Raw genomic sequence first — 23598 nt, forward strand, 5'->3', positions numbered from 1 at the left:
GTTGTCGACAGGGGCTCTTCTTCTACCTGGAACAGCTCAGGCGGTGCAGTCTCTACGAAGCGGTCGCTGTGCCGCGTCGCGCACGAAGCTGCTGAAGCGCCTCGTCGAGGAGAGCCTCGGCTTCTTCTTCTGTACGACGTTCCTTCACATACGCGAGGTGTGTCTTGTACGGCTCGAGCTTCGCTACCTCGGGCGGATTGGCCCGGTCACGGCCCGCCGGCAGACCCGATGACGGGCTGTCGATGGTCTCGGGAATTTCCTCGTCGGGAAGGCTGGCAGAAAAGTGCCTCACCGTCTCGTTTCCGAGGATGTCCCAGTACGAGACCGCCACACGGTCTGCATGGAAACCATGGTCTTGCTCACCCATGGGTCCTGCACCCACGCGTGAACCACGAATTGCGCTACCTCCGGCAGCCATATGTTCCTCCTACACGCCCGCGGAGAACTTGGTGATGAGACCAAGCGCAACGATCGAGCTGAACCAAACAAGAGCAAGTACAACGGTGAAGCGGTTGAGGTTCCGTTCAGCGACACCTGAGGAGCCGAGACTCGACCCCATGCCGCCGCCGAACATATCCGAAAGGCCACCGCCGCGCCCCTTGTGCAAGAGGATGAGGAATGTGAGCAGGAGGCTCGTGATTCCGAGCAACACCTGCAGAACTACCTGAAGAATCTCCACAAAGGACCTTTCATGAGGCGGACATGGAGTTCCATGAACCGCCCCCAATTATAGCGTGAGCGCGCGGGGTCAGAGTCCCACGTGCTTCTGGTACCGCACGATGCTCGAGAACTCGTTGAGGTCGAGGCTCGCGCCACCGACGAGAGCTCCGTCCACGTTCGGCTCACGCATGAAACCGGCGATGTTCGATGCCTTCACCGAACCGCCGTACAGGATCCGTGTTTTCTGCGCGACATCTTCACCGAGAGTCTCGACGAGGACCGTTCGCAGCGCTGCTGCGACCTGCTCTGCCTGCTCAGGCGTCGCCGCCTGGCCGGAACCGATGGCCCACACGGGCTCGTACGCAACGACGATGTCGACTGTCGAGCTGATTCCGGCAAGAGCTGCCTTCAGCTGGGCTACGGGGACAGCACTTGGGCCGTGCTTCTCGAGGTCGTCGGCCGTCTCTCCGACGCAAATGATCGGGACGAGGTTGTGCTTGAGAGCGGCACGCACCTTTCCGGCCACCTGCTCGTCGGACTCAGTGTGCAGGGTGCGTCGTTCGGAGTGACCGATGAGGACGTACCCGCAGTCGAGTGCCGACAGGAACGCGCCGGAAATCTCGCCGGTGTATGCCCCTGAGTCGTGCTCTGACAGGTCCTGTGCACCAAAAGCGATCGGCAGCTTGTCTGCTGCCACCAGTGTCTGGACGCTGCGCAGGTCGGTGAACGGTGGGAATACCGCGACCTCGACGCTCGCTTCGTCGTGCTTGGCGTCAGCGAGGCTCCAGGCCAGCTTCTGGACGAATGCGATGGCCTGGAGGTGATCCAGGTTCATCTTCCAGTTGCCCGCGATCAGCGGGGTCCTGCGTACCGATGTGCTCACTGTTGCCATCCTAAAATCTCAAGTCCTGGAAGCCGCTTGCCCTCGAGAAACTCGAGACTCGCGCCACCTCCGGTCGATATGTGTCCGAATTGGTCGTCGGTGAACCCGAGGGCACGAACCGCAGCAGCCGAGTCGCCGCCGCCAACGACACTGAGGCCGTCGACCTCGGTGAGCGCCTGGGCGACCGTTTGAGTACCCGCTGCGAACGGCGCGAGTTCGAAAACGCCCATCGGGCCATTCCAGAACACCGTCTTCGATGAACGGATGATGTCGGCAAAGCGAGCGGACGTCTCGGGTCCGATGTCCAGGCCGAGGCCGGACGAGCCGAAATCGGTCTCCTCAATCGCGTCAGCCGGCTGCACCTGGTGCTCGGCGTCCGCGCTGAACGACGCCGCGACGACGACATCCGTTGGGAGTACGATCTCGACACCGAGCTTTTTGGCCTCGGAAAGGTAACCCTTGACGGTATCGATCTGGTCTTCCTCCAGCAGGCTGGAGCCGACTCTGTGTCCCTGCGCGGCGAGGAAGGTGAACAACATCCCTCCTCCGATGAGGAGCGTGTTGACCCGTGGGAGAAGGTGGCCGATAACCCCGAGCTTGTCTGACACCTTCGAACCGCCGAGAACGACGGTGTACGGGCGTTCAGGCGACTCGGTGAGCCGATCGAGAACCTCGAGCTCTGCGGAGATCAGAAGCCCGCCTGCGCTGGGAAGGAGGCTGGGCAATTCATAGACGCTCGCCTGTTTGCGGTGCACAACGCCAAATCCGTCCGAGACAAAGGCGTCGCCGAAGGCGGCGAGTTGTTCGGCGAAGCCGGTGCGCTCCGACTCGTCCTTACTGGTCTCCCCGGCGTTGAACCGGAGGTTTTCGAGGACGACGATCTCCCCGTTCTCGAGGGAGTCGACAGCGGCTTTCGCCGAGTCGCCGACGGTGTCGGTGGCGAACGCGACCGGCTTTCCGAGCAGTTCGCCGAGGCGTTCTGCGACGGGAGCGAGGCTGTACTGGGCATCGGGCGACCCGTCGGGTCGCCCGAGGTGCGAGACGACGACGACGCGCGCGCCTCCGTCGAGAAGTTTTTTCAGCGTGGGCAGCGACGCGCGCACGCGCCCGTCGTCGGTGATGACCCCGTCCTTGAGAGGAACATTGAGGTCACACCGAACGACGATGCGCGTGCCGGCGAGCGAGCCCAGCGATTCGAGTGTACGAAGCGACACGGCGGCTCTTTCGTCTCTAGAGACGGTCTGCGACGAACTCGGTGAGGTCGACGAGACGGTTGGAGTAGCCCCACTCGTTGTCGTACCAGCTGACCAACTTGACCTGGTTGCCCATGACGCGCAGCAGGCCGGCGTCGAAGATGGACGAGTGCGGGTCGGTGACGATGTCGCTCGAGACGATTTCGTCCTCGGTGTACAGCAGGATGCCCTTGAGCGGTCCCTCTGCGGCAGCCTTGTACGCGGCCTTGACCTCGTCGACCGTGACCGGGCGAGACGACTCGACCGTGAGGTCGGTGATCGAACCGGTCGGAACCGGAACCCGGAGTGCGAAGCCGTCGAGCTTGCCCTTCAGCTCGGGCAGGACGAGACCGATCGCCTTGGCGGCGCCCGTGGAGGTCGGGACGATGTTGACAGCGGCTGCACGGGCGCGCCGAAGGTCGCTGTGCGGGCCGTCCTGGAGGTTCTGGTCGGCGGTGTAGGCGTGGACCGTGGTCATCAGGCCACGCTCGATGCCGAACTCGTCGTTGAAGACCTTGGCGAGCGGCGCGAGGCAGTTCGTGGTGCACGACGCGTTGGAGATGATGTGGTGGTTCTCCGGCTCGTACAGGTCTTCGTTCACACCCATGACGAAGGTGGCGTCTTCACCCTTGGCCGGAGCCGAGATGAGAACCTTCTTCGCGCCGGCGGTGATGTGCTTGCGGGCGTCGTCCGCGTTGGTGAAGAAACCGGTCGATTCGATGACGATGTCGACACCGAGTTCACCCCAGGGCAGGTTGGCGGGGTCGCGCTCAGCGAACACCTTGATGGCCTTGCCGTCGACGACGATCTGCTCACCGTCGAACTCGACTGTCGCGTCGAGGCGGCCGGTGATGGAGTCGTACTTCAGCAAGTGAGCCAGAGTCTTGTTGTCGGTGAGGTCGTTGACCGCGACAATTTCGAGGTCGCTGCCTTTGGCGAGGGCGGCGCGGAAGTAGTTGCGGCCAATGCGGCCGAACCCGTTGATACCGATCTTTACGGACAAGGATCTCTCCTGTTTCTGTGGCGCCGGAGCGCGGTTTTTGTTGAACAGTGTTGTGGAAGATGGAAATGGTCGTCCGGGAACCCCCGGACGACCATGTCGGTTATGACAGTAGCAGCAGCCCGGCGGTCTTCTCGCGGGCTGTTACGAAGCGCTGCTGGACGTTCTCCCAGTTGGTGATGTTCCAGAACGCCTTGACATAGTCAGCGCGCACGTTCTTGTAGTCGAGGTAGTACGCGTGCTCCCAGACGTCGAGCATGAGCACGGGAACCGTACCTGCGGCGAAGTTGGACTGCTGGTCGAAGAACTGCTGAACGATGAGCTTCTGACCGATCGAGTCCCAGGCGAGGACAGCCCAGCCGGAACCCTGGACGCCGAGCGCAGCGGCGGTGAAGTGGGCGCGGAACTTGTCGAACGAGCCGAAGAACTCGTCGATCGCTGAAGCGAGTTCGCCGGTTGGCTTGTCGCCGCCGTTCGGCGAGAGGTTGGTCCAGAAGATCGAGTGGTTGACGTGCCCGCCGAGATTGAAGGCGAGGTCCTTCTCGAGCTTGTTCACGTTGGCGAGGTTGTCGGAGTCCCGTGCCTCAGCCAGCTGTGCCAGAGCGGTGTTCGCGCCGGTCACGTAGGTCTGGTGGTGCTTCGAGTGGTGCAGTTCCATGATGGCCCCCGAGATACTCGGCTCAAGCGCCGCGTAGTCATAGGGAAGGTCAGGGAGGGTGTATTCAGCCATTGTCTATCTCTCCTCTTCTTGTGACGCCGGCCGCTGGTGGTGCGGCGCAGGGCGACTTTTCCAGTCTAGTCAGGTCGACTTCCTCGCCGGAGGCCCCCGTAAAGAAGGATCAGGCGTCGTCGAGGTCAGGAGGCAGGTTCGCGTCGGTTCCCGGCAGTCCGAGGTCCTGGGCGCGTTTGTCCGCCATGGCGAGCAAACGCCGGATCCGCCCGGCGATGGCGTCCTTTGTCATCGGCGGGTCTGCGTGGTGCCCGAGTTCATCGAGGCTTGCCTCGCGGTGGTTGAGACGCAACTCCCCTGCGTAACGCAAATGCTCGGGGATGTCGTCGCTCAGGATCTCCATTGCACGTTCGACCCTGGCGCAGGCGGCGACCGCGGCTTGCGCCGAGCGGCGCAGGTTGGCGTCGTCGAAATTCACGAGTCGGTTCGCGGTTGCCCGCACTTCTCTGCGCTGGCGGAGCTCTTCCCAGGCTTTGACGGTGCCGTGGGCGCCCATCAGGACAAGCATCGCGCTGATTGCTTCGCCCTCGCGGATGACGACACGATGAACACCGCGGACTTCCCGTGCCTTTGCGGCGACACCGAGGCGTCCGGCGGCACCGACGAGTGCCATCGCCGATTCGTTGCCCGGGCAGGTGATCTCGAGGGCTGCGGAGCGGCCGGGATCGGTGAGCGAACCCGCGGCGAGAAACGCCCCGCGCCACACGGCAGCGAGTTCGGTTTTGGTGCCGGTGGTCAGCCGGTTGGGCAAGCCGCGGATCGGCCGTCTCCGGGCGTCGAGGAGGCCGGTCTGCCGCGCGAGTGTTTCGCCGCCGTCCTGGACTCGGACGAGATACGACTCGCCCCTGCGTGTACCTGATCCGCTGATCATGCTCACCTCGCTGCGCACGCCGTACAGTTCGGCCAGGTCCTTGCGGATACGGCGGGCCAGCTGTGGCGTGTCGAGCTCGGATTCGATAGCGATGCGGCTCGAAATCAGGTGAAGGCCTCCGCTGAAGCGAAGGATCGAGGTCAGCTCAGCAGCGCGAACCGCCGTTTTCGGTTCAACGATTCCGGCCAGTTCTTCTTTGACTTCAGCAGTCAGTGCCAATCGTTGTCCTATCTCGTGTGTTGATTCGAATGTCGTTCAGGCCGCTGTCACTCGCGGCCAAGGTCGCGGTGCTTGACGGTCGCAGCAACGCCGGGCAACTCAGAGAGTTTGTCGGCGAGCTGAAGCGCCATGGCGACGGAGCGGTGCTTTCCGCCCGTGCAGCCGATGGCGAAGGTGGCGAATCGTTTGTTCTCCCGCTGATACCCGGCCAGGACCGGGGCGAGGGCCGTCGCATAGCTGTCCAGAAATTCCCTGGCGCCTGGCTGGTCGAGCACGAAGTCGCTGACTTCGGCGTCCAGTCCAGTATGCGCCCGGAGCTCAGGAACCCAAAACGGGTTGGGCAGGAATCGGGCGTCGGCAACAGTGTCGGCGTCGGAGGGAAGTCCGTATTTGAAACCGAAGCTCATGACGGTGAGCTTCACGCCCGGCGTTCCCTCAGCGGCGAAGAGTTCCGCCGTTTTCGTGGCGAGCTGGTGCACGTTGAGATCAGACGTGTCGATGACGATGTCGCTGGATTCACGGATGGTTGACAGCCTGGCGCGTTCGCTGACGATGCCGTCCAGGATGGTGCCTCCGCCCTGCAACGGGTGCGGGCGGCGGACGGCGTCGAAGCGGCGCACCAGGGCGGCATCCGTCGCGTCGAGGAAGACCACGCGGAGCTTCGTGCCCGAGCGCAGCGACTGGATCATCTGCTGGAGGTCACCGAAGAAATCGCGCCCACGGACGTCGACCACGGCGGCGATGCGCGGAAGCGCTCCCCCGGCCCGTTCGGCGAGGTCGATGAGCGGACGCAGCATCTGCGGAGGAAGGTTGTCGACGACGTACCAGTCGAGGTCTTCGAGGGCGTTGGCGACGGTTGACCTGCCGGCTCCCGACATACCCGTGACGATGAGGACTTCCTGCTGAAGGGTCGGCTGTTCCACCGGGTTCCTGCGCTTTCGATTGTGCGGTCGACGGGATCCGGCCGCCTTCCCAGCCTACCGACTGTTCAACTGCGCGTGGATGGCAGAGGCCAGCGCGGGCCCGATACCGGCAACCTCGGTGATCGCCTCCGGCTTGGCTTGTTTGAGCTTCGCGACCGAACCGAAATGCCGCAGCAGCGCCTTCACCCTGGCGGGCCCGAGGCCCGGTATATCGGCGAGGACACTCGAGATGTCCTTGCGGCGTTTCGTGCGCTGATACGTGATCGCGAAGCGGTGCGCTTCGTCACGAATTCGCTGGAGCAGAAAAAGCGCCTCCGAGTTCCGGGGAAGAATGACCGGATAATCACTGTCCGGAAGCCAGATCTCCTCGAGCCGCTTCGCCATGCCGACGAGTTGGATATCGGTCTGTCCTGATTCGAGGAGAGCACGGCGGGCAGCCTGGACCTGCGGTTGCCCACCATCGACGATGAGTAATTGCGGCGGGTAGGCGAACTTGCGCGGCTTGCCGGTTTCTTCGTCCGCCTCCCCCTGGGCCGTCGCCTCCGATTCTGCTTCCGGGTGCGTCAGGTAGGCGAGGCGCCGCGACAGCACCTGGTAGATCGACTCGGTGTCATCGGTGGATTCGGCGATGCTGAACCTGCGGTACTGATCTTTGCGGGGCAGCCCGTCTTCGAACACCACCATCGAGGCGACGATGTTCGTGCCGGACAGGTGTGACACATCGAAACACTCGATCCGGAGCGGGGCCACATCCATCCCGATCGCCGACTGGATGTCGGTGAGCGCTTGCGACCGTGCCACGAAGTCGGCGCTCCGCCTGGTCTTGTAGACCATGAGCGAGCCCTTCGCGTTGATCTCTGCTGTCTGCATGAGAGCAGCCTTCTCACCGCGCTGTGCCGTCCGCAGGCGAACTTTCCCTTTTCCGCGGATGCCGGAGAGCCAGGTTTCGAGTTCGGTCGCGTCGTCGGGCAGCTCGGGAACGAGGATCTCGCGGGGAACGTCGACGACGCTTCCCGAGTCGTATGCACGCTGCAGCACGCTGTCGATGAGCTCAGCCGTCGACAGGTCCAGCTCTTTGTCGACGGTCCAGGAGCGCACACCGCGAATCCTCCCCCCACGCACGAGGAACTGCTGCACCGCAGCGGACAGTTCGTCGTGTGCGAGGCCAAAGAGGTCGGCGTCGACCGAATCCTTGAGCACGACTGCGCTCTTGTCGAGGACGGCCTCAAGGGCCTGCAGGCGGTCGCGGTAGCGGGCCGCCGCCTCGTAGTCCTGCGCGGCCGCTGCCTCGCGCATCCGTTTCGTCGCCTCGGTGACGAAACGCTTGTCATTGCCGTTGAGGAAGCTGACGAAGTCGTTGACCATCTCACGGTGTTGCTCGATCGTCACTTTTCCGGAGCACGGCCCACCGCAGCGGCCGATCTGCCCCGGGAAGCACGGTCGTCCGGATTGCATGGCGCGTTTGTAACTCGAGTCCGAGCAGGTGCGGATCGGGAACGCCTTGATCATCAGGTCGATGGTCTCGTGCACCGCCCAGATCTTCGGGTAGGGCCCGAAGTACTTGGCCCCACGGATGCGTGGGTTGCGGGTGACGAGAACGCGCGGTGCTTCGTCGGCGAGTGTGACGGCGAGGTAGGGATAGGTCTTGTCGTCACGGAATTTGACGTTGAACGGCGGCTCAAACTCCTTGATCCAGGTGTATTCGAGCTGCAGGGCGTCGATGTCGCTGCCGACGACGGTCCACTCGACGCTTTTCGCCGTCGTGACCATGCGGCGGGTTCGCTCGTGAAGGCTCGGCAGCGGCGCGAAGTAGTTGCTGAGCCGCGCCCGGAGGTTCTTTGCTTTTCCGACATAGAGGACGCGTGCGTTCTCATCGCGGAAACGGTACACGCCCGGACTCGTCGGGATCTCTCCCGGGCGCGGCCGGTAGCTGAGCGTTCCGCTCATCTAGCCCGCCTTACGGGCGACAATCGCGTCAGCCTCGAGAACTTCCTTGAGGTAGTACCCGGTGTGGCTCTTCTTCACGGTCGCTATCTTCTCAGGGGTTCCTGTCGCGAGGATCTTCCCGCCGCCGGCTCCACCCTCTGGCCCGATGTCGATCAGCCAGTCCGCCGACTTGATGACATCGAGGTTGTGCTCGATCACGATGACGGTGTTGCCCTTGTCGACGAGGCTGTTCAGCACGAGAAGAAGCTTGCGGACGTCTTCGAAGTGCAGCCCGGTGGTGGGCTCGTCGAGGACGTAGATGCTCCGCCCGTTGGTCCGGCGCTGCAGTTCGGTCGCGAGCTTCACCCGCTGCGCCTCTCCACCCGAGAGGGTCGTGGCGCTCTGACCGAGACGGACATAGCCGAGTCCGACCTCGACGAGCGTCTTGAGGAATCGGTGGATCGACGTGATCGGCTCGAAGAACTCGGCTGCCTCGGCGATCGGCATGTCGAGAACTTCGGCGATGTTCTTGCCCTTGTAGTGCACCGAGAGGGTGTCGCGGTTGTACCGCGCTCCCCCGCACACTTCGCACGCGACGTACACATCGGGGAGGAAGTTCATCTCGATCTTGATCGTGCCGTCGCCCGAGCACGCCTCGCACCGGCCGCCCTTGACGTTGAAGCTGAAGCGGCCAGGCAGGTAGCCACGGGTCTTCGCCTCGATGGTCTCGGAGAACAGGTTCCGGATGCGGTCGAAGACTCCGGTGTAGGTGGCGGGGTTCGAGCGCGGGGTGCGGCCGATCGGCGCCTGGTCGACGTGGATGACCTTGTCGAGCTGTTCGACCCCGGTCACGCGGGTGTGCTTGCCCGGTACTTTTCGGGCGCCGTTGAGCTTGTTGGCCAGCACCCGGTACAGGACGTCGTTGACGAGAGACGACTTACCTGAACCGCTCACGCCGGTGACGGCGGTGAAGACTCCGAGGGGGAAATCAACGGTGACCTTGCGGAGGTTGTTCGCCTGCGCGCCGACAACGGTGATCATCCTGTCCGGGTCGACGGGGCGGCGTTTCTCGGGCACGGCGATCTGCTTGCGGCCGGAGAGATAGTCGCCGGTGAGGGACCGGGTGTTAGACAGGAGGTCGTCGTACGAACCGGAGTGAACGACGGTGCCGCCGTTGACGCCGGCGCCAGGGCCGATGTCGACGACCCAGTCTGCCGTGCGGATGGTGTCTTCGTCGTGCTCGACGACGATGAGGGTGTTCCCCAGGTCGCGGAGCGTGACGAGAGTCTGGATCAACCGTCGGTTGTCGCGCTGGTGCAGCCCGATGCTGGGTTCGTCGAGCACATAGAGAACACCGGTCAGTCCGGAGCCGATCTGTGTCGCGAGCCGGATCCGCTGTGCCTCCCCGCCGGACAGGGAGCCGGCGGTGCGGGACAGGTTGAGGTAATTGAGGCCCACCTGGATCAGGAAGTCCAGCCGGACCTTGATCTCACGGAGAACCTGGGCACCGATCATGCCCTCGCGATCGGTGAGGTGCATCGTGTCCATGAACTCGCGAGCGTCAGTGAGGCTCAGCTCGGCGATGTCAGCGATGTTCGAGCCGTGGATGAGAACGCTGAGCACCTCGGGCTTGAGCCGCTTGCCGTCGCAGACCGGGCAGGGAATCTCGCGCAGGTACTCGCCCCACCGTGCGCGCTGGACGTCGGTCTCGGCCTGGCTGTACTGACGCTCGATGTACGGCATCACGCCCTCGAAACCGGAGGTGTAGCTCACCTCACGGCCGTACCGGTTCTTCCACTTGACCTTGACCTTGAAGTTTTCACCGCGGAGCACTGCCTCCTGCACCTTGGCGGGAAGGTTCTTCCACGGAGTTTTGAGCGAGAAGTCAAGGTCACGCGCGAGACCCTCGAGGAGCTTCTCGTAGTACTGGTAGAGACCCTTGCCCTGGGTGGTCCACGGAATGATCACACCGTCGTTGATGCTGAGGTCTTCGTCGCCGATGAGAAGATCCTGGTCGACGGACATCCGGGTTCCGAGACCCGAGCACTCCGGGCACGCGCCGAACGGCGCGTTGAAGCTGAAGGTGCGTGGCTCGATCTCGGTGAGCTGAACCGGGTGGTTGTTCGGGCAGGAGAGTTTCTCGCTGTATGACCGAATCGAGTCCGGCCCTTCTTCGTCGACGAGCTTCACCTGGACGAGACCATCGGTGAGGCCGAGCGCGGTTTCGAGCGAGTCGGTCAGGCGGCTCAATGCATCGGGCCCGGCGACAAGCCGGTCGACCACCACGGAGATGTCGTGCTTGTACGACTTCTTGAGCTTCGGGGGCTCGTTGAGCTGGATCTGTTCGCCGTCGACGAGCGCCCGGGCATATCCCTTGGCGGCGAGCTCTTTGAACAGGTCGACGAATTCGCCCTTTTTCTGGGACACGACGGGGCTCATCACCATGTACCGCGTACCGGTTTCGAGTTCCATCAGCTGGTCGGCGATCTGCTGTACCGTCTGGCGCTCGATCGGCTCACCGCACTCGGGACAGTGCGGTACCCCGATGCGGGCCCAGAGCAGGCGCATGTAGTCGTACACCTCGGTGATGGTTCCGACCGTCGACCGCGGGTTGCGGTTCGTCGACTTCTGGTCGATCGAGACAGCCGGACTCAGCCCCTCGATGAAGTCAACGTCGGGGCGGTCCACCTGGCCGAGGAACTGGCGCGCGTACGCAGACAGCGATTCGACATACCGCCGCTGCCCTTCGGCGAAGATGGTGTCGAAAGCCAGCGATGACTTGCCCGACCCGGAGAGCCCGGTGAAGACGACGAGCGAGTCACGGGGGATGTCGAGGTCGACGTTGTGCAGATTGTGCACGCGGGCGCCGCGGACGCTGAGTTTTGACGTGGAATTTACCTTCGAGATTGACACCCCACGAGTCTACGTCGACCCACTGACATCGCCGTCCGAGGGGTGCACAATGGGCGGCATGGACTCGTTTCTGGTACGTCGGGAACGGATGGTCGCTGAGCAGATAGCTGCCCGTGGCATCCGCGACGAGCGGGTCCTCGATGCCATGCGACGGGTTCCGCGCGAGGAGTTCGTGCGCCCGGGGTCCCGGGCGGGCGCGTACGAGGACCATCCGCTCCCGATCGCGCACGGACAGACCATCTCGCAGCCGTACATCGTCGCGCTCACCATGGAAGCAGCCCGCATCGACAACACGAGCCACGTGCTCGACATCGGGACGGGGTCCGGGTACGCCGCCGCTGTGCTCGCCGAGATCGCCGCCGACGTCATAACGATCGAACGGCATCGCGAACTTGCGGAGCGCGCAAGGGAGGTGCTCTCCCGCCTCGGTTACGCAAACGTCATCGTCGTCACAGGCGACGGAACGCTCGGCTGGCCGGATGCCGCACCGTACGACGCGATCGTCGTCGCTGCTGCCGCCCCCAGGATTCCTGATCCGTGGCTACGGGAACTCGCGGATGGCGGTCGGCTGGTGATGCCCGTCGGCAGACCAGGCTTCGGCCAGTCGCTCAAGCGGATCACCCTCGGACCGCACAGGGAACCTCGGTCCGAGGACCTCGGCGGGGTCACCTTCGTCCCGCTCATCGGCACCTTCGGCACGGAACCGGGCCGATTCGACGACTGAGAATCAGCCGAGGTGGCCTGCCTTCTCCATCTGCCTCAGGTCACGCTTGAGGTCGGACAGTTCGTCGCGCAGGCGACCAGCGAGTTCGAACTTGAGTTCGGCAGCGGCCGACAGCATCTGGGCATTGAGGTCCGCAATGATCGACTCCAGTTCGGCGGCGCCCTCAGAAGCGATTCCTTCCTTGCGCAGCCGCGGTGTCGGGCTCTTCTTCCTGCCGTCGCGGTTCGCGAGCATTTGCGCGGTATCCGCACCCTCGCGGGCGAGAGCGTCGGTGATGTCAGCGATCTTCTTGCGCAACGGGGTCGGATCGATTCCGTGCTCGAGGTTGTACGCGACCTGTGTCTCGCGCCGCCGCGTCGTTTCGTCGATGGCTTTCTTCATGGAGTCGGTGAGAACATCCGCGTACATGTGGACCTCGCCGGACACGTTCCGTGCGGCGCGGCCGATCGTCTGGATGAGCGACGTCGACGATCGGAGAAAGCCCTCCTTGTCGGCGTCGAGGATGGCGACGAGCGAGACTTCGGGAAGGTCGAGGCCCTCTCGCAGCAGGTTGATTCCGACGAGGACGTCATACAGCCCAGAGCGCAACTCGCTGAGCAGCTCAACGCGCCGCAGCGTGTCGACGTCCGAGTGGAGGTAGCGCACGCGGACGCCGGCCTCGGTGAGGAAGTCGGTGAGTTCTTCTGCCATCTTCTTTGTGAGCGTTGTGACAAGCACACGTTCGTCACGATCGGCCCGCATCCGGATCTCTTCGAGCAGATCGTCGATCTGCCCCTTCGACGGCTTGACGATGATCTGCGGGTCGACGAGGCCCGTCGGGCGGATGATCTGCTCGACCACTCCGTCGGCGATACCCATCTCGTAGCGACCGGGAGTCGCGGAAAGGTATACCGTCTGGCCGACCCGGTCCTTGAACTCGTTCCACTTGAGCGGTCGGTTGTCGAGTGCGCTCGGGAGTCGGAAGCCGTGTTCGACGAGGGTGCGCTTGCGCGACGAGTCGCCCTCGTACATCGCGCCGATTTGCGGAACGGTGACGTGGGACTCGTCGATGACCACGAGGAAGTCGTCGGGGAAGTAGTCGATGAGGCAATGAGGTGCCTGACCTGGAGCCCGGCCGTCCATGTGCCGCGAATAGTTCTCGATGCCCGAGCAGAACCCGATCTGCTGCATCATCTCCAGGTCGAACATCGTCCGCATCCGCAGCCGCTGGGCCTCGAGCAGTTTGCCCTGCCGCTCCAGGTCGGCGAGACGCTCCTCGAGTTCTTCCTGGATCGTGACGATCGCCCGCTGCATCACGTCGGTGCTCGCGACATAGTGCGAGCCGGGGAACACGGAAACGGATTCCAGTTTGCGGACAACGTCACCGGTGAGCGGGTGCAGCGAGTACAGTCCCTCGATCTCGTCGCCGAACATCTCGATCCGGATGGCGAGCTCTTCATAAACGGGGATGATCTCGATCGTGTCGCCCCGCACGCGGAAATTACCGCGCGAGAAGTCGACGTCGTTGCGGTTGTACTGCATCGAGATGAACTTGCGGATCAGCCAGTCCCGGTCGACACGTTGGCCGACCTGCAGCGCCATCATCGCGTTGAGGTATTCCTCCGGCTTGCCGAGACCATAGATGCACGACACCGTGGAGACCACGATGACGTCGCGTCTGCTCAGCAGCGCATTCGTCGTGGAGTGCCTGAGCCTCTCAACCTCGGCGTTGACCGATGAGTCCTTTTCGATGAAGGTGTCGGTCTGGGGCACGTATGCCTCGGGCTGGTAGTAGTCGTAGTACGAGACGAAGTACTCGACGGCGTTGTTCGGCAGGAGTTCGCGGAACTCGTTGGCCAGCTGGGCGGCGAGGGTCTTGTTGTGCGCAAGGACGAGCGTGGGACGCTGGACCGCTTCGACGAGCCACGCGGTCGTCGCGGACTTGCCGGTACCCGTCGCGCCGAGCAGTACGACATCCGTCTCGCCCGCATTGATTCGGGCGCTGAGTTCTGCGATCGCTTTGGGCTGGTCGCCGCTGGGGGTGTATTCGCTGATGACCTCGAACGGGTGCACGGAGCGGGTGGGTTGCATACCTCAAGTTTAGGCGCGACCACTGACATCGACCTGCGAGGGCTATGCTCGCCGTTCGGCCGTGAGGCTCCGCCACAGCTCGTCGGTCTGGGCGAGAGTGCGCTCCAGCGTGCTGTCGGTGTCGATCACGACGTCGGCGACGGCGAGACGCTCGGCCTCACTCGCCTGGGAATCGATCCGCCGCGCGGCTTCATCCGCGTCCATCCCCCGAGTGTGAATCAGCCGGCCGAGTCGCGTCTCGCGTGAAGCACTCGCCACGACGACCTGGTCGAAGCTGAACGGGTTCCTTGACTCGACGAGAAGCGGGACGTCGTACACGACGATCGCCTCAGGGTTCGCCTCGGCCGCGGCGGCGATGCGTCTCTGCCCGAGCTTCCGGACGGCGGGGTGCACAATCGCATTGAGGTCTTCACGGGCGGCCCGGTCGGCGAAGATGATCGCGCCGAGCGCCGCACGATCGAGGCTCCCGTCCTGAGCGATGACGTCGGAACCGAACCGCTCGGCGATTGCCGCGAGACCCGGCGTGCCTGGTTCGACGACTTCACGAGACAGCTGGTCGGCGTCGATATGGACGGCGCCGAGTTCGGCAAGCCGTTGAGCGATCGTCGACTTGCCTGACGCGATACCACCGGTGAGGCCGATCAGCTGCATGTCAGGCTGAGGCCGAGGCGCTGGGAACGAGGTGGCCCTCGAGATAGGCGACGGGCACGGAACGCGCCTCGGCGAGAAGCCACGGGTCTCCGTCGGGTGAAGCGTCGAAGGCGAGCCGCTGCAGGGCGCGGGAGAGTTCCACGGCGACGCTGAGGTGCACGAGCCAGCGCTCATCGCGCGGGAAGTCGAACTGTTCGAGCAGACCGGCGAGCGCGGCGACGTACTCGCGGGATCCACGCAGGTACTGCTCCTGGCTTTCGTCGTCACCGAGGATCCGGTACTGGGTGGCCTTGTAACCGGGGATGCTGCGGCGGGCTCCGACCGACGTGTCGATCATGATGCGAAGCGTCTCCTGCCAGGTCTCCGGTTCTGCCTCGAGAAGGTTCTCGATGCAGAGGGCGACGTACTGGTCCTGCATGTACTGGTACACGCCGAGCATGAGTGCGATGCGGTCAGGGAAGAACCGGTAAACGGTTCCGATGGCCATCTCGGCGCGCTTCGCGACCTCCGCGGTCGTCACGCCAGCGTGACCCGACTCGTCGATGATCTCGCCGCACACCCGAAGGATGGAGCCGAGGCTCTGGCGACTTCTTTCCTGCTGGGGGTTATTGCGCAGCGATTTCTCGTTCGAAATGTCTGCCGCCAGGTATTGCCTCAGAGAACTAACGTCCACATCGCGCCTTAAATTGTCAGTGAAAAGTAGGGAGCCGCCCCCGCAGCAGTTCTCCAACGTTATCAGTCGGAAAACCATGCCCAGTCCCCCACTTGCGGGGGCGGAGCGCGTGGACGCATAAGACAGCGGCTGGCCGGCCCCGAAAAGGGGACCGGCCAGCCGCCGAATTGTCGAGCTTAGGAGTTGCTGGTCAGCTTCTCGCGAAGAGCCGCGAGCGACTCGTCATCAGCGAGTGTGCCGGCGCCGGCGGTCTCGCTGGAGAAGGTCGAGCCTGCTGCGGGAGCGGCAGCGGCAGTAGCCTCTTCCGTCGCGGCGGTGGCAACCTGCTTCTTGTGAGCTTCCCAGCGAGCCTGGGCTGCAGCGTAGTCCTGCTCCCACTTCTCGCGCTGGGTGTCGAAGCCCTCTTTCCACTCGTTGGTCTCCGGGTCGAAGCCCTCGGGGTACTTGTAGTTCCCCTGGTCGTCGTACTCGGTGAGCATTCCGTAGAGCGCCGGGTCGAACTCGGTGCCTTCGGGGTCGACGCCCTCGTTGGCCTGCTTGAGGCTCAGCGAGATACGACGACGCTCGAGGTCGATGTCGATAACCTTGACGAACACCTCGTCGCCGACCGAGACAACCTGCTCGGCGAGTTCAACATGCTTGCCGCTGAGCTCGGAGATGTGCACGAGGCCCTCGATGCCGTCTGCGACGCGAACGAACGCACCGAACGGAACGAGCTTCGTGACCTTGCCCGGTGCAACCTGGCCGATGGCGTGGGTACGGGCGAAGACCTGCCACGGGTCTTCCTGCGTCGCCTTGAGCGACAGGGAGACACGCTCGCGGTCGAGGTCGACCTCGAGAATCTCGACGGTGACTTCCTGGCCGACTTCAACGACCTCGGATGCGTGCTCGATGTGCTTCCAGCTGAGCTCCGAGACGTGGACGAGACCGTCAACGCCACCGAGGTCGACGAACGCACCGAAGTTGACGATCGACGAGACGATGCCCTTGCGGACCTGGCCCTTCTGGAGGTTGTTGAGGAAGGTGGTGCGGCTCTCGGACTGAGTCTGCTCGAGCAGCGCGCGACGCGAAAGCACAACGTTGTTGCGGTTCTTGTCGAGCTCGAGGATCTTCGCTTCGATCTCCTGGCCGAGGTACGGCGTGAGGTCGCGGACCCGGCGCAGCTCGATGAGCGATGCGGGAAGGAAGCCACGGAGGCCGATGTCGACGATAAGTCCACCCTTGACGACCTCGATGACCGAACCGGTCACGACGCCATCGGTGTCCTTGATCTTCTCAACGTCGCCCCACGCACGCTCGTACTGAGCACGCTTCTTGGAGAGGATGAGGCGGCCTTCTTTGTCTTCCTTCTGGAGGACGAGGGCTTCAACCATGTCGCCGACCTGAACGACCTCGCTCGGGTCGACATCGTGCTTGATGGAAAGTTCGCGTGAGGGGATGACACCCTCGGTCTTGTAGCCGACATCGAGGAGAACCTCGTCGCGATCGATCTTGACGACGGTACCTTCGATGAGGTCTCCGTCGTTGAAGAACTTCAGTGTTTTCTCGACCGCGGCCAGGAAGTCTTCAGCCGATCCGATGTCGTTGATAGCGACCTGCTTGGCGGTCGTTGCGGTTGTCATGTAGTGGTTGCTCCAGTAAGGACTGATATCAGGCCGGCACGACCCTGACTGCTGAGTACTGTCGGGGTAGTTTCCGTACACGGCGAACGGATAGAACGTCACAAAAGTGACATGTCAGTCTATCGAGAAACAGGGACGCCCCGCAAATGGGCACTTTCGGGTCGTTTGGTGATCTCAGCGCGGTGTCGTGAGGCGCTCCCGCACCGCCGTCACAACGTTCCCAACAGCATCCGCGGAGAACGGAAGAAACAGGGACGGTTCGAACAATTCGGCCTCGAGAACGAGCGGCCCGCGGTCCGGGTCGTCGACGATGTCGACCCTCGCGAAGAGGGGCAGGGCGTCGGATTCCGGGAACCCTCTCCCCAGAAGCACGGTGCGCACGGCGGCGATGAGGTCGGCGCCGACGCTGAGCTCCCCCTCCCCCGGCTGAACCAGCGCAATCTCCTCGACGTAGACGCCGCCGCGCAAACCCCCTCCGACCGCGAGCAGGGGGCCTTTCGAGACAGCGTGGCTGAACCGACCGTTGAAGTAAAGCAGAGCATGCTCCCCTCGTTCCTGCACTCCTTCGATCGCAGGCTGCACCATCACTGTCTTGCCGAGAGACAGGATGTGGTCCGCAAGAGCCAGCGCGGCGGGATCGCCGGCGTCGAACAGCCCGGTGTTCTGCGATCCGGCCGATACCGTCGGCTTCACGACGATGCGGCGTGCGCCCACCCGCTCGACAGCGGCCGTCACCTCGGTGACGCTGGTGCAGAATGTCGTCGGTACGAGCGGAACAGCCGAAACGCCCGCGATGTCCCTGAGATAGGTCTTGTCGATGTTCCAGCGAATGAGATCCGGGCTGTTGAGCACGCGAGTGACGGATGCCACGGAGTCGAGCCAGTCGAGGAACGCGGCCGCGTGGTCCGTGTAGTCCCAGGGGGACCGGATGAGGACGAGATCGTAGTCCGCCCACGGAACACCCGGGTCATTCCACAGCACGATGTCGGCGGAGAACCCTGCGGCGCTGAGTCCGTCGACGAGCAACGGGAGATCGTCGTCGCGGTAGGCGGGGTCCGTCAGGCCATGGCTGACGAGCGCGATCGCAGTCATGCTGCGACCCTCCCGCCGGAACGACCTGAATCGCCGAGGATGTCGCGAAGGGCGCCATCGAGCTGGGGGTAGCGGAATTCAAATCCAGCCTCGGTCAGTCGTTCGGGAAGAACCCATCGGCTCTTGAGGACGAGTTCAGGCTCGGTGCGCAATACGGCCATGCCGAGCTCAAGCATCCCCCGGCTCGCGGGCAGGCCGACCGGCATCCGCAAGTGCCGTCGTAACGTGGCCATCAGTTCCTGATTGGTCACCGGATGTGGGGCGGTTGCGTTGACGACGCCGTCGATCGCGGGGTGAGCGCGGACGAACCGGAGAATGCTCTCGACGTCGGCGATGTGGATCCAGCTGAACCTCTGGCGTCCGCCAGGAGACCCGAATACGTGGGTCGTCCCGGCCGCTCGGCGACGCGCCGATGTCGGCCAGCGGCCGTCGCGTTGGGACCCACCCAGCCCGAACCGGGTCAGGAGGCGGAGCGGTGCGAGCGCGCCGCCATTGCCGAGGACGATCGAGAGCCGCAGCGCGACCCTGCGGGTGCCAGGAAGATCGTTGGCGAAGAACTCGCGTTCCCAGGCCCGGGCAACGTCGACGCTGAATCCGCTCCCGATCTCGCCGGTGGATTCGGTCATCGGCCGATCAGCGGCATGCCGGTAGATCGTCGCCGTGGACGAATTGACCCACAGGGCGGGCGGTTCGACCGAGGCACGGACAGCGGCGTTCAGCTCACGCGTCGTCTCCACGCGGGAGCGGAGAATCTCGGCCCGGTTCGCCTCGTTGTATCGGCAGTTCACGCTTTTGCCCGCGAGGTTCACCAGGAGGTCGGCGCCATCCACCAGTCGTGTGATCGCAGCGCTGTCGCCCCACGTGGCATCCGCCGTCGCTCGGCCAATCGTCTGCACGAGAGCGCCGTCCTGCCGGAATGCCGTCGTGAGGTGCTGCCCGAGAAAGCCGGATGCCCCCGCGAGGACAATACGCGTTGTCACCCCGGTCAACCGGCAAGGAGAGAGCGCTTGAGGGTGTCCAGGCCGACCCCGCCGAGATCGAGCGCGCGACGGTGGAACTGCTTGATGTCGAATGCGTCGCCCTCGCGGCGTGCACACTCGTCACGGAGCTGTTCCCAGATGCGCTGCCCGACTTTGTATGACGGTGCCTGTCCGGGCCAGCCGAGGTAGCGGTTGACCTCGAACCGCACGAACCCGTCATTCATGTTCACGTTTTTGCGCAGGAAGGCGAAGGCGTCATCGGAGGTCCATGTGCCGGTGCCGTCGGGGTGCTGCTTGCCGAGGTGCACACCGATGTCGAGCACGACGCGCGCCGCGCGCATCCGCTGCCCGTCGAGCATTCCGAGCCGGTCGGCCGGGTCGTCGAGGTAACCGAGGTTCTCCATCAACCGTTCCGCATACAGTGCCCAGCCCTCAGCGTGACCGGACGTGCCGGCGAGCTGCCTGCGCCAGGTGTTGAGCCTGGCCCGGTTGTACGCAGCCTGCCCGATCTGCAGGTGATGGCCGGGAACACCCTCGTGGTACACGGTGGTCAGCTCACGCCAGGTGTCGAACTCTGTCACTCCCTCCGGCACCGACCACCACATCCGCCCGGGGCGCGAGAAGTCGTCGGTGGGGCCGGTGTAGTAGATCCCGCCCTCCTGCGTCGGTGCGATTTTGCACTCGATGGTCCGGATCTCGTCTGGAATGTCGAAGTGGCTCTTCCCCAGCTCTGCGACAGCACGGTCGCTGGTCTCCTGCATCCATTTCTGCAGTGCGTCTGTGCCATGAAGTTTGCGGCTGGCGTCACCGTCGAGGAAGGCGATCGCTTCTTCCACGCTCGCGCCCGGTTTGATCTCGGAAGCGATGCGCTCCTGCTCATCGACCATCCGGGCGAGCTCGTCGATCCCCCACTCGTACGTTTCGTCGAGGTCGATGGTGGCGCCGAGGAACCTGCGGGACTGGAGCGCATAGTGTTCGCGGCCGACGGCATCCTGTTCCTGGGCGACCGGCTCGAGTTCGTGGGCAAGGAAGTCAGCGAGGGCGCGGTAGGCAACGGCCGCCTGCCCGGCATTGTTGGACAGGTCGGACGCGAGCGAAGCGGGGAGTTGCCCTGCGGCGGGGCTTGCCGTTGCTCCGAGTTCGACGAAGAAGCCCTCGTTTGCGCTGTACTTTCTGGCCTGCTCGAAGACCTCGCGGACCTGGCGCTTCGCGGGGGTGATCCCCCGCTCGATGCCGAGCCGCAGGGTGTCGATGTAGCCGGAGACCGCGGCTGGGAGGCCTTTCAGACGGGTGGAGACGTCCGCCCAGTCGTCCACGGTCGCGGTCGGCATGAGATCGAAGATCTCCCGGATGCCCTGGGCCGGGGAGGCGATGACGTTCAGATCGCGCAGGTGCAGTCCCGCGTCCGCGCTCTCGAGATCGAGACGCAGCTCCGCGGCAAGGTCCGTCTGGCTGACGGCATCGACGTCATCGACCGGACTCGCGGCCTCGAGGGCGCGAAGCGCCCGCTTCGCTTCGTCGACGTAACGCTCGTGGCCCGCCGGCGAGAAGTCACCGAACCTGGTGTTCGCCTCGGCGCGACCGATGTAGGTACCGACGAGGGGATCGAGTTCGACGAGCGTGTCCACCCAGTCCTCGGCGATGGCGTCGATGGCAGACGGAGTGCGCGTGGGTTCAGTCATGCGCAGAAGCCTACGACAGCACCGCCCCGCCCGTCACGAATCAGTGCGCGGCGGCATCCCAGTTGTGCCCGCGACCGACCTGCACGTCGAGGGGAACGGCAAGTTCCGCCGCGTTCGCCATCCGGTTGCGCACGATGGCCTCCAGGGCGTCCCACTCCCCCGGCACGACCTCGAAGATCAATTCGTCGTGCACCTGCATGAGCATGCGGGACCCCAGTGCCTGCGCGGCTACGTCCGCCTCGATGTTGACCATGGCGATCTTCATGATGTCAGCGGCGGAGCCCTGGATGGGTGCGTTGAGCGCGGCGCGCTGGGCGTTGTCGCGCAGCACCCGGTTGGGGCTCCTCAGGTCGGGGAACGGGCGGCGACGGCCGAAGATCGTGGTCGTGTAGCCGTCGTCGACGGCCTGCTCGACGACGTTCCTCAGGTAGTCGCGAACGGCGCCGAACCGGGCGAAGTAGTCGGTCATGAGCTTCTTGGCTTCGGATGAATCGATCCGGAGCTGCTTCGACAGGCCGAAGGCGCTGAGGCCGTAGGCGAGGCCGTATGACATCGCCTTGACCTTGGTGCGCATCTCGTTGGTCACATCGGAGGGTTCGACCCCGAAGATCCGCGCGCCGACGAACCGGTGGAGGTCCTCCCCTGAGCGGAACGCCTCGATCAGTCCTTCGTCACCGGAGAGGTGGGCCATGATCCGCATCTCGATTTGCGAGTAGTCGGCGGTCAGCAGGGTCTCGTAGCCTGCGCCCGCTTCGAACGACGCACGGATGCGACGCCCTTCCTCGGTGCGCACCGGAATGTTCTGCAGGTTGGGATCGGTCGACGAGATGCGGCCGGTCGTCGTCCCGGTCTGCACATAACTGGTGTGCACGCGCCCGTCAGCCGCGATGGACTTGTCGACGGTCTCGACGATTTGCCTCAGTTTGGTGGCATCGCGGTGTTCGAGCAGCAGTCCAAGGAACGGGTGCGGATTCGACGCCTGCAGGTCGGCCAGCGCCCCGGCATCGGTCGAATAGCCGGTCTTGTTGGCACGGGTCTTCGGCATGTCGAGTTCGTTGAACAGGACTTCCTGCAGTTGCTTCGGCGACCCGAGGTTCACCTCGTGGCCGATGATGGCGTACGCGCGGGACGCCAGGTCCGCAGCTTTGGCGGCGAGTTCGGAGGAGAGTTCTGTCAGCTGTTCGTGGTTGACGGTGACACCGCGGAGTTCGATGTCGACGAGGGTCAGCAGCGTCGGAATCTCGATCGACGTCAGCACGTGCAGGGAGCCGGGGTCGAGCGCGTCGCTGAGGGCATCCACCAGGCGGACGGTGTACCAGGCCTCGACCGGAGCGGATGCCGGTTCGTTCACCGGGACGAGCTGGTTGGGGTCGGAGATCGGGAGAGTCTCGCCGAGGTAGCGGCTCACGAGGTCGGACAGCGTCTTCTCCTGCCCGCTCGGGCGGAGCAGCCAGCCGGCGATGTGCGTGTCGTAAGCGATGCCGGCGAAGGGCAGTCCGGCGTTCTTCAGCGCCTTGAGCTGCCGTTTGGCGTCGGTCATCAGTTTCGGCGCGGGGCTCGCGAGCCACGCTTCGAATGGCGCGTAGTCGGCGCGACCCGGTTGCCATGCGATTGAGACACACTCGGTCGGGGTGGAGATACCCATGCCCGCCGGTGTGCCGTCGAGCACGTCGACGGTGAACCCGAGCCCGTCCGGGTGAGCGGACACGGCGCGGCTCAGCCACGCTTCGAGTTCTTCATCGAGCAGGTTCTGCGGGGTGGGGGCGGCTTCAGCGGCAACGCCCGTTGCCGTCGTGGTCGCACCGGAGCTATCGCCGTTCTCCCCGATTCCCTCCGCCTTGAACAGCCGGTCGAGCATCGTGCGGAACTCGAGCCGGGCGAAAATCTCGCGCACAGCGTTCTCGTCGATCGGCTTTTTCTCGAGCGAGCCGATCGTCACGGGCAGGTCGACATCGGTGAGCAGATGGTTGAGCTTGCGGTTCCTGATGGCGTTCTCTTTGTGCTCGCGGAGGCTCTCCCCGACCTTTCCGGTGATCTTGTCGGCGTTCTCGAGAATGCCGTCGAGGCTGCCGTAGAGGTTGAGCCACTTCACCGCGGTCTTTTCGCCGACCTTGGGAACTCCGGGCAGGTTGTCGCTCGTTTCTCCGACGAGGGCGGCCACCTCCGGGTACTGGTGGGGCTGGATGCCGTACCGCTCCATCACCTTCGCGGCGTCGTACATCGTCAGGTCGGAGACTCCCATGCGGGAGGGGTAGAGCAGCGTCACGTCGTCGTTCACGAGCTGGATGGTGTCGCGGTCGCCGGACACGACGAGAACCCGGTAGCCCTGCTCCCTGCCCTGGACGGACAGGGTGGCGAGGATGTCGTCGGCTTCGTAGTCCTCGATCGAGATCGTCGTGATGTTCATCGCGGCGAGGGCGTCTTGCAGGAGCGGGACCTGGCCGATGAACTCCGGCGGGGTCTCTCCGCGGGTTCCCTTGTATTCCGGGTACTCCCGGGTGCGGAAACTGAAGCGCGAGATGTCGAACGCCACAGCGATGTGGGTCGGTTTGTGGTCGCGGATCAGATTGATGAGCATGGCGAGGAAGCCATGGATCGCGTTGGTGTGTTGCCCGTCTTTGGTTGAGAAACTGTCCACCGGCAGGGCGTAGAACGCCCGGAATGCGAGGGAATGACCGTCAATGACGAGGAGGGTAGGCTTTTCGTTGTCCGACACCACCCCAGCCTACAAGCGACATCCGACGGTG

The 23598-nt window shown here is 64.2% G+C and carries 19 protein-coding genes; 1 reads left to right on the forward strand and 18 read right to left on the reverse strand.

The genetic code is table 11. The annotated features are described in order from the left end of the window. Positions 1-52: 52 nt before the first annotated feature. The 10 genes from ACWA1Q_RS06780 to uvrA all read right to left on the reverse strand — a co-directional run bounded on the left by ACWA1Q_RS06780 (position 53) and on the right by uvrA (position 11357). Complete coding sequence (locus tag ACWA1Q_RS06780) at positions 53-418, reverse strand: RNA polymerase-binding protein RbpA (RefSeq protein WP_121672198.1); 366 nt, start codon at positions 416-418, stop codon at positions 53-55. A gap of 9 nt (positions 419-427) precedes the next feature. Further along, positions 428-679 carry a preprotein translocase subunit SecG gene (gene secG / locus ACWA1Q_RS06785; protein WP_121672199.1) on the reverse strand — a complete coding sequence of 84 codons (252 nt, stop codon included), beginning with the start codon at positions 677-679 and terminating at the stop codon, positions 428-430. 69 nt (positions 680-748) lie between these two features. Further along, entirely contained in the window at positions 749-1495 is a 747-nt protein-coding gene (tpiA, locus tag ACWA1Q_RS06790; protein ID WP_463760797.1) for a triose-phosphate isomerase, read from the reverse strand. Between the two features lie 44 nt (positions 1496-1539). Beyond that, positions 1540-2757 carry a phosphoglycerate kinase gene (locus ACWA1Q_RS06795; RefSeq protein ID WP_463760564.1) on the reverse strand — a complete coding sequence of 406 codons (1218 nt, stop codon included), beginning with the start codon at positions 2755-2757 and terminating at the stop codon, positions 1540-1542. A 16-nt stretch (positions 2758-2773) separates the two neighbouring features. Then, complete coding sequence (gene gap / locus ACWA1Q_RS06800; protein ID WP_463760565.1) at positions 2774-3778, reverse strand: type I glyceraldehyde-3-phosphate dehydrogenase; 1005 nt, start codon at positions 3776-3778, stop codon at positions 2774-2776. Between the two features lie 100 nt (positions 3779-3878). Further along, a complete protein-coding gene (locus tag ACWA1Q_RS06805) occupies positions 3879-4505 on the reverse strand; it encodes a superoxide dismutase (protein WP_463760567.1) in 627 nt (208 codons plus the stop codon). 109 nt (positions 4506-4614) lie between these two features. Further along, entirely contained in the window at positions 4615-5595 is a 981-nt protein-coding gene (gene whiA / locus ACWA1Q_RS06810) for a DNA-binding protein WhiA (protein WP_121672204.1), read from the reverse strand. A 47-nt stretch (positions 5596-5642) separates the two neighbouring features. Further along, a complete protein-coding gene (gene rapZ, locus ACWA1Q_RS06815) occupies positions 5643-6473 on the reverse strand; it encodes an RNase adapter RapZ (RefSeq protein ID WP_121672336.1) in 831 nt (276 codons plus the stop codon). Between the two features lie 99 nt (positions 6474-6572). Further along, entirely contained in the window at positions 6573-8465 is a 1893-nt protein-coding gene (uvrC, locus tag ACWA1Q_RS06820) for an excinuclease ABC subunit UvrC (protein WP_463760569.1), read from the reverse strand. Beyond that, positions 8466-11357, reverse strand: coding sequence for an excinuclease ABC subunit UvrA (gene uvrA, locus ACWA1Q_RS06825; RefSeq protein ID WP_463760571.1), 2892 nt, complete (start codon positions 11355-11357; stop codon positions 8466-8468). 58 nt (positions 11358-11415) lie between these two features. Here uvrA and ACWA1Q_RS06830 point away from each other — a divergent pair, with 58 nt between their 5' ends. Further along, positions 11416-12081, forward strand: coding sequence for a protein-L-isoaspartate(D-aspartate) O-methyltransferase (locus ACWA1Q_RS06830; protein WP_463760573.1), 666 nt, complete (start codon positions 11416-11418; stop codon positions 12079-12081). Positions 12082-12084: 3 nt separating this feature from the next. Here the strand turns inward: ACWA1Q_RS06830 and uvrB are convergent, their stop codons facing one another. The 8 genes from uvrB to polA form a co-directional block, all read right to left on the reverse strand. After that, entirely contained in the window at positions 12085-14151 is a 2067-nt protein-coding gene (gene uvrB, locus ACWA1Q_RS06835) for an excinuclease ABC subunit UvrB (protein WP_463760575.1), read from the reverse strand. Positions 14152-14193: 42 nt separating this feature from the next. Further along, positions 14194-14802, reverse strand: a complete 609-nt coding sequence (gene coaE, locus ACWA1Q_RS06840; RefSeq protein ID WP_463760577.1) for a dephospho-CoA kinase — start codon at positions 14800-14802, stop codon at positions 14194-14196. A 1-nt stretch (position 14803) separates the two neighbouring features. After that, entirely contained in the window at positions 14804-15475 is a 672-nt protein-coding gene (locus ACWA1Q_RS06845; protein ID WP_463760579.1) for a TetR/AcrR family transcriptional regulator, read from the reverse strand. 176 nt (positions 15476-15651) lie between these two features. After that, positions 15652-17097 carry a 30S ribosomal protein S1 gene (gene rpsA, locus ACWA1Q_RS06850; protein ID WP_121672211.1) on the reverse strand — a complete coding sequence of 482 codons (1446 nt, stop codon included), beginning with the start codon at positions 17095-17097 and terminating at the stop codon, positions 15652-15654. Positions 17098-17271: 174 nt separating this feature from the next. Then, entirely contained in the window at positions 17272-18189 is a 918-nt protein-coding gene (locus ACWA1Q_RS06855) for an ATP-grasp domain-containing protein (RefSeq protein ID WP_463760580.1), read from the reverse strand. Beyond that, positions 18186-19169, reverse strand: coding sequence for an epimerase (locus ACWA1Q_RS06860; RefSeq protein ID WP_463760582.1), 984 nt, complete (start codon positions 19167-19169; stop codon positions 18186-18188). The genes ACWA1Q_RS06855 and ACWA1Q_RS06860 overlap by 4 nt, the downstream gene beginning before the upstream one ends. Before the next feature lie 5 nt (positions 19170-19174). Further along, complete coding sequence (locus ACWA1Q_RS06865; RefSeq protein WP_463760584.1) at positions 19175-20851, reverse strand: DUF885 domain-containing protein; 1677 nt, start codon at positions 20849-20851, stop codon at positions 19175-19177. Positions 20852-20891: 40 nt separating this feature from the next. Then, entirely contained in the window at positions 20892-23567 is a 2676-nt protein-coding gene (gene polA / locus ACWA1Q_RS06870; protein ID WP_463760586.1) for a DNA polymerase I, read from the reverse strand. Between the last annotated feature and the right edge of the window lie 31 nt (positions 23568-23598).

This window comes from Mycetocola sp. TRD_SC_2 (assembly GCF_055361225.1).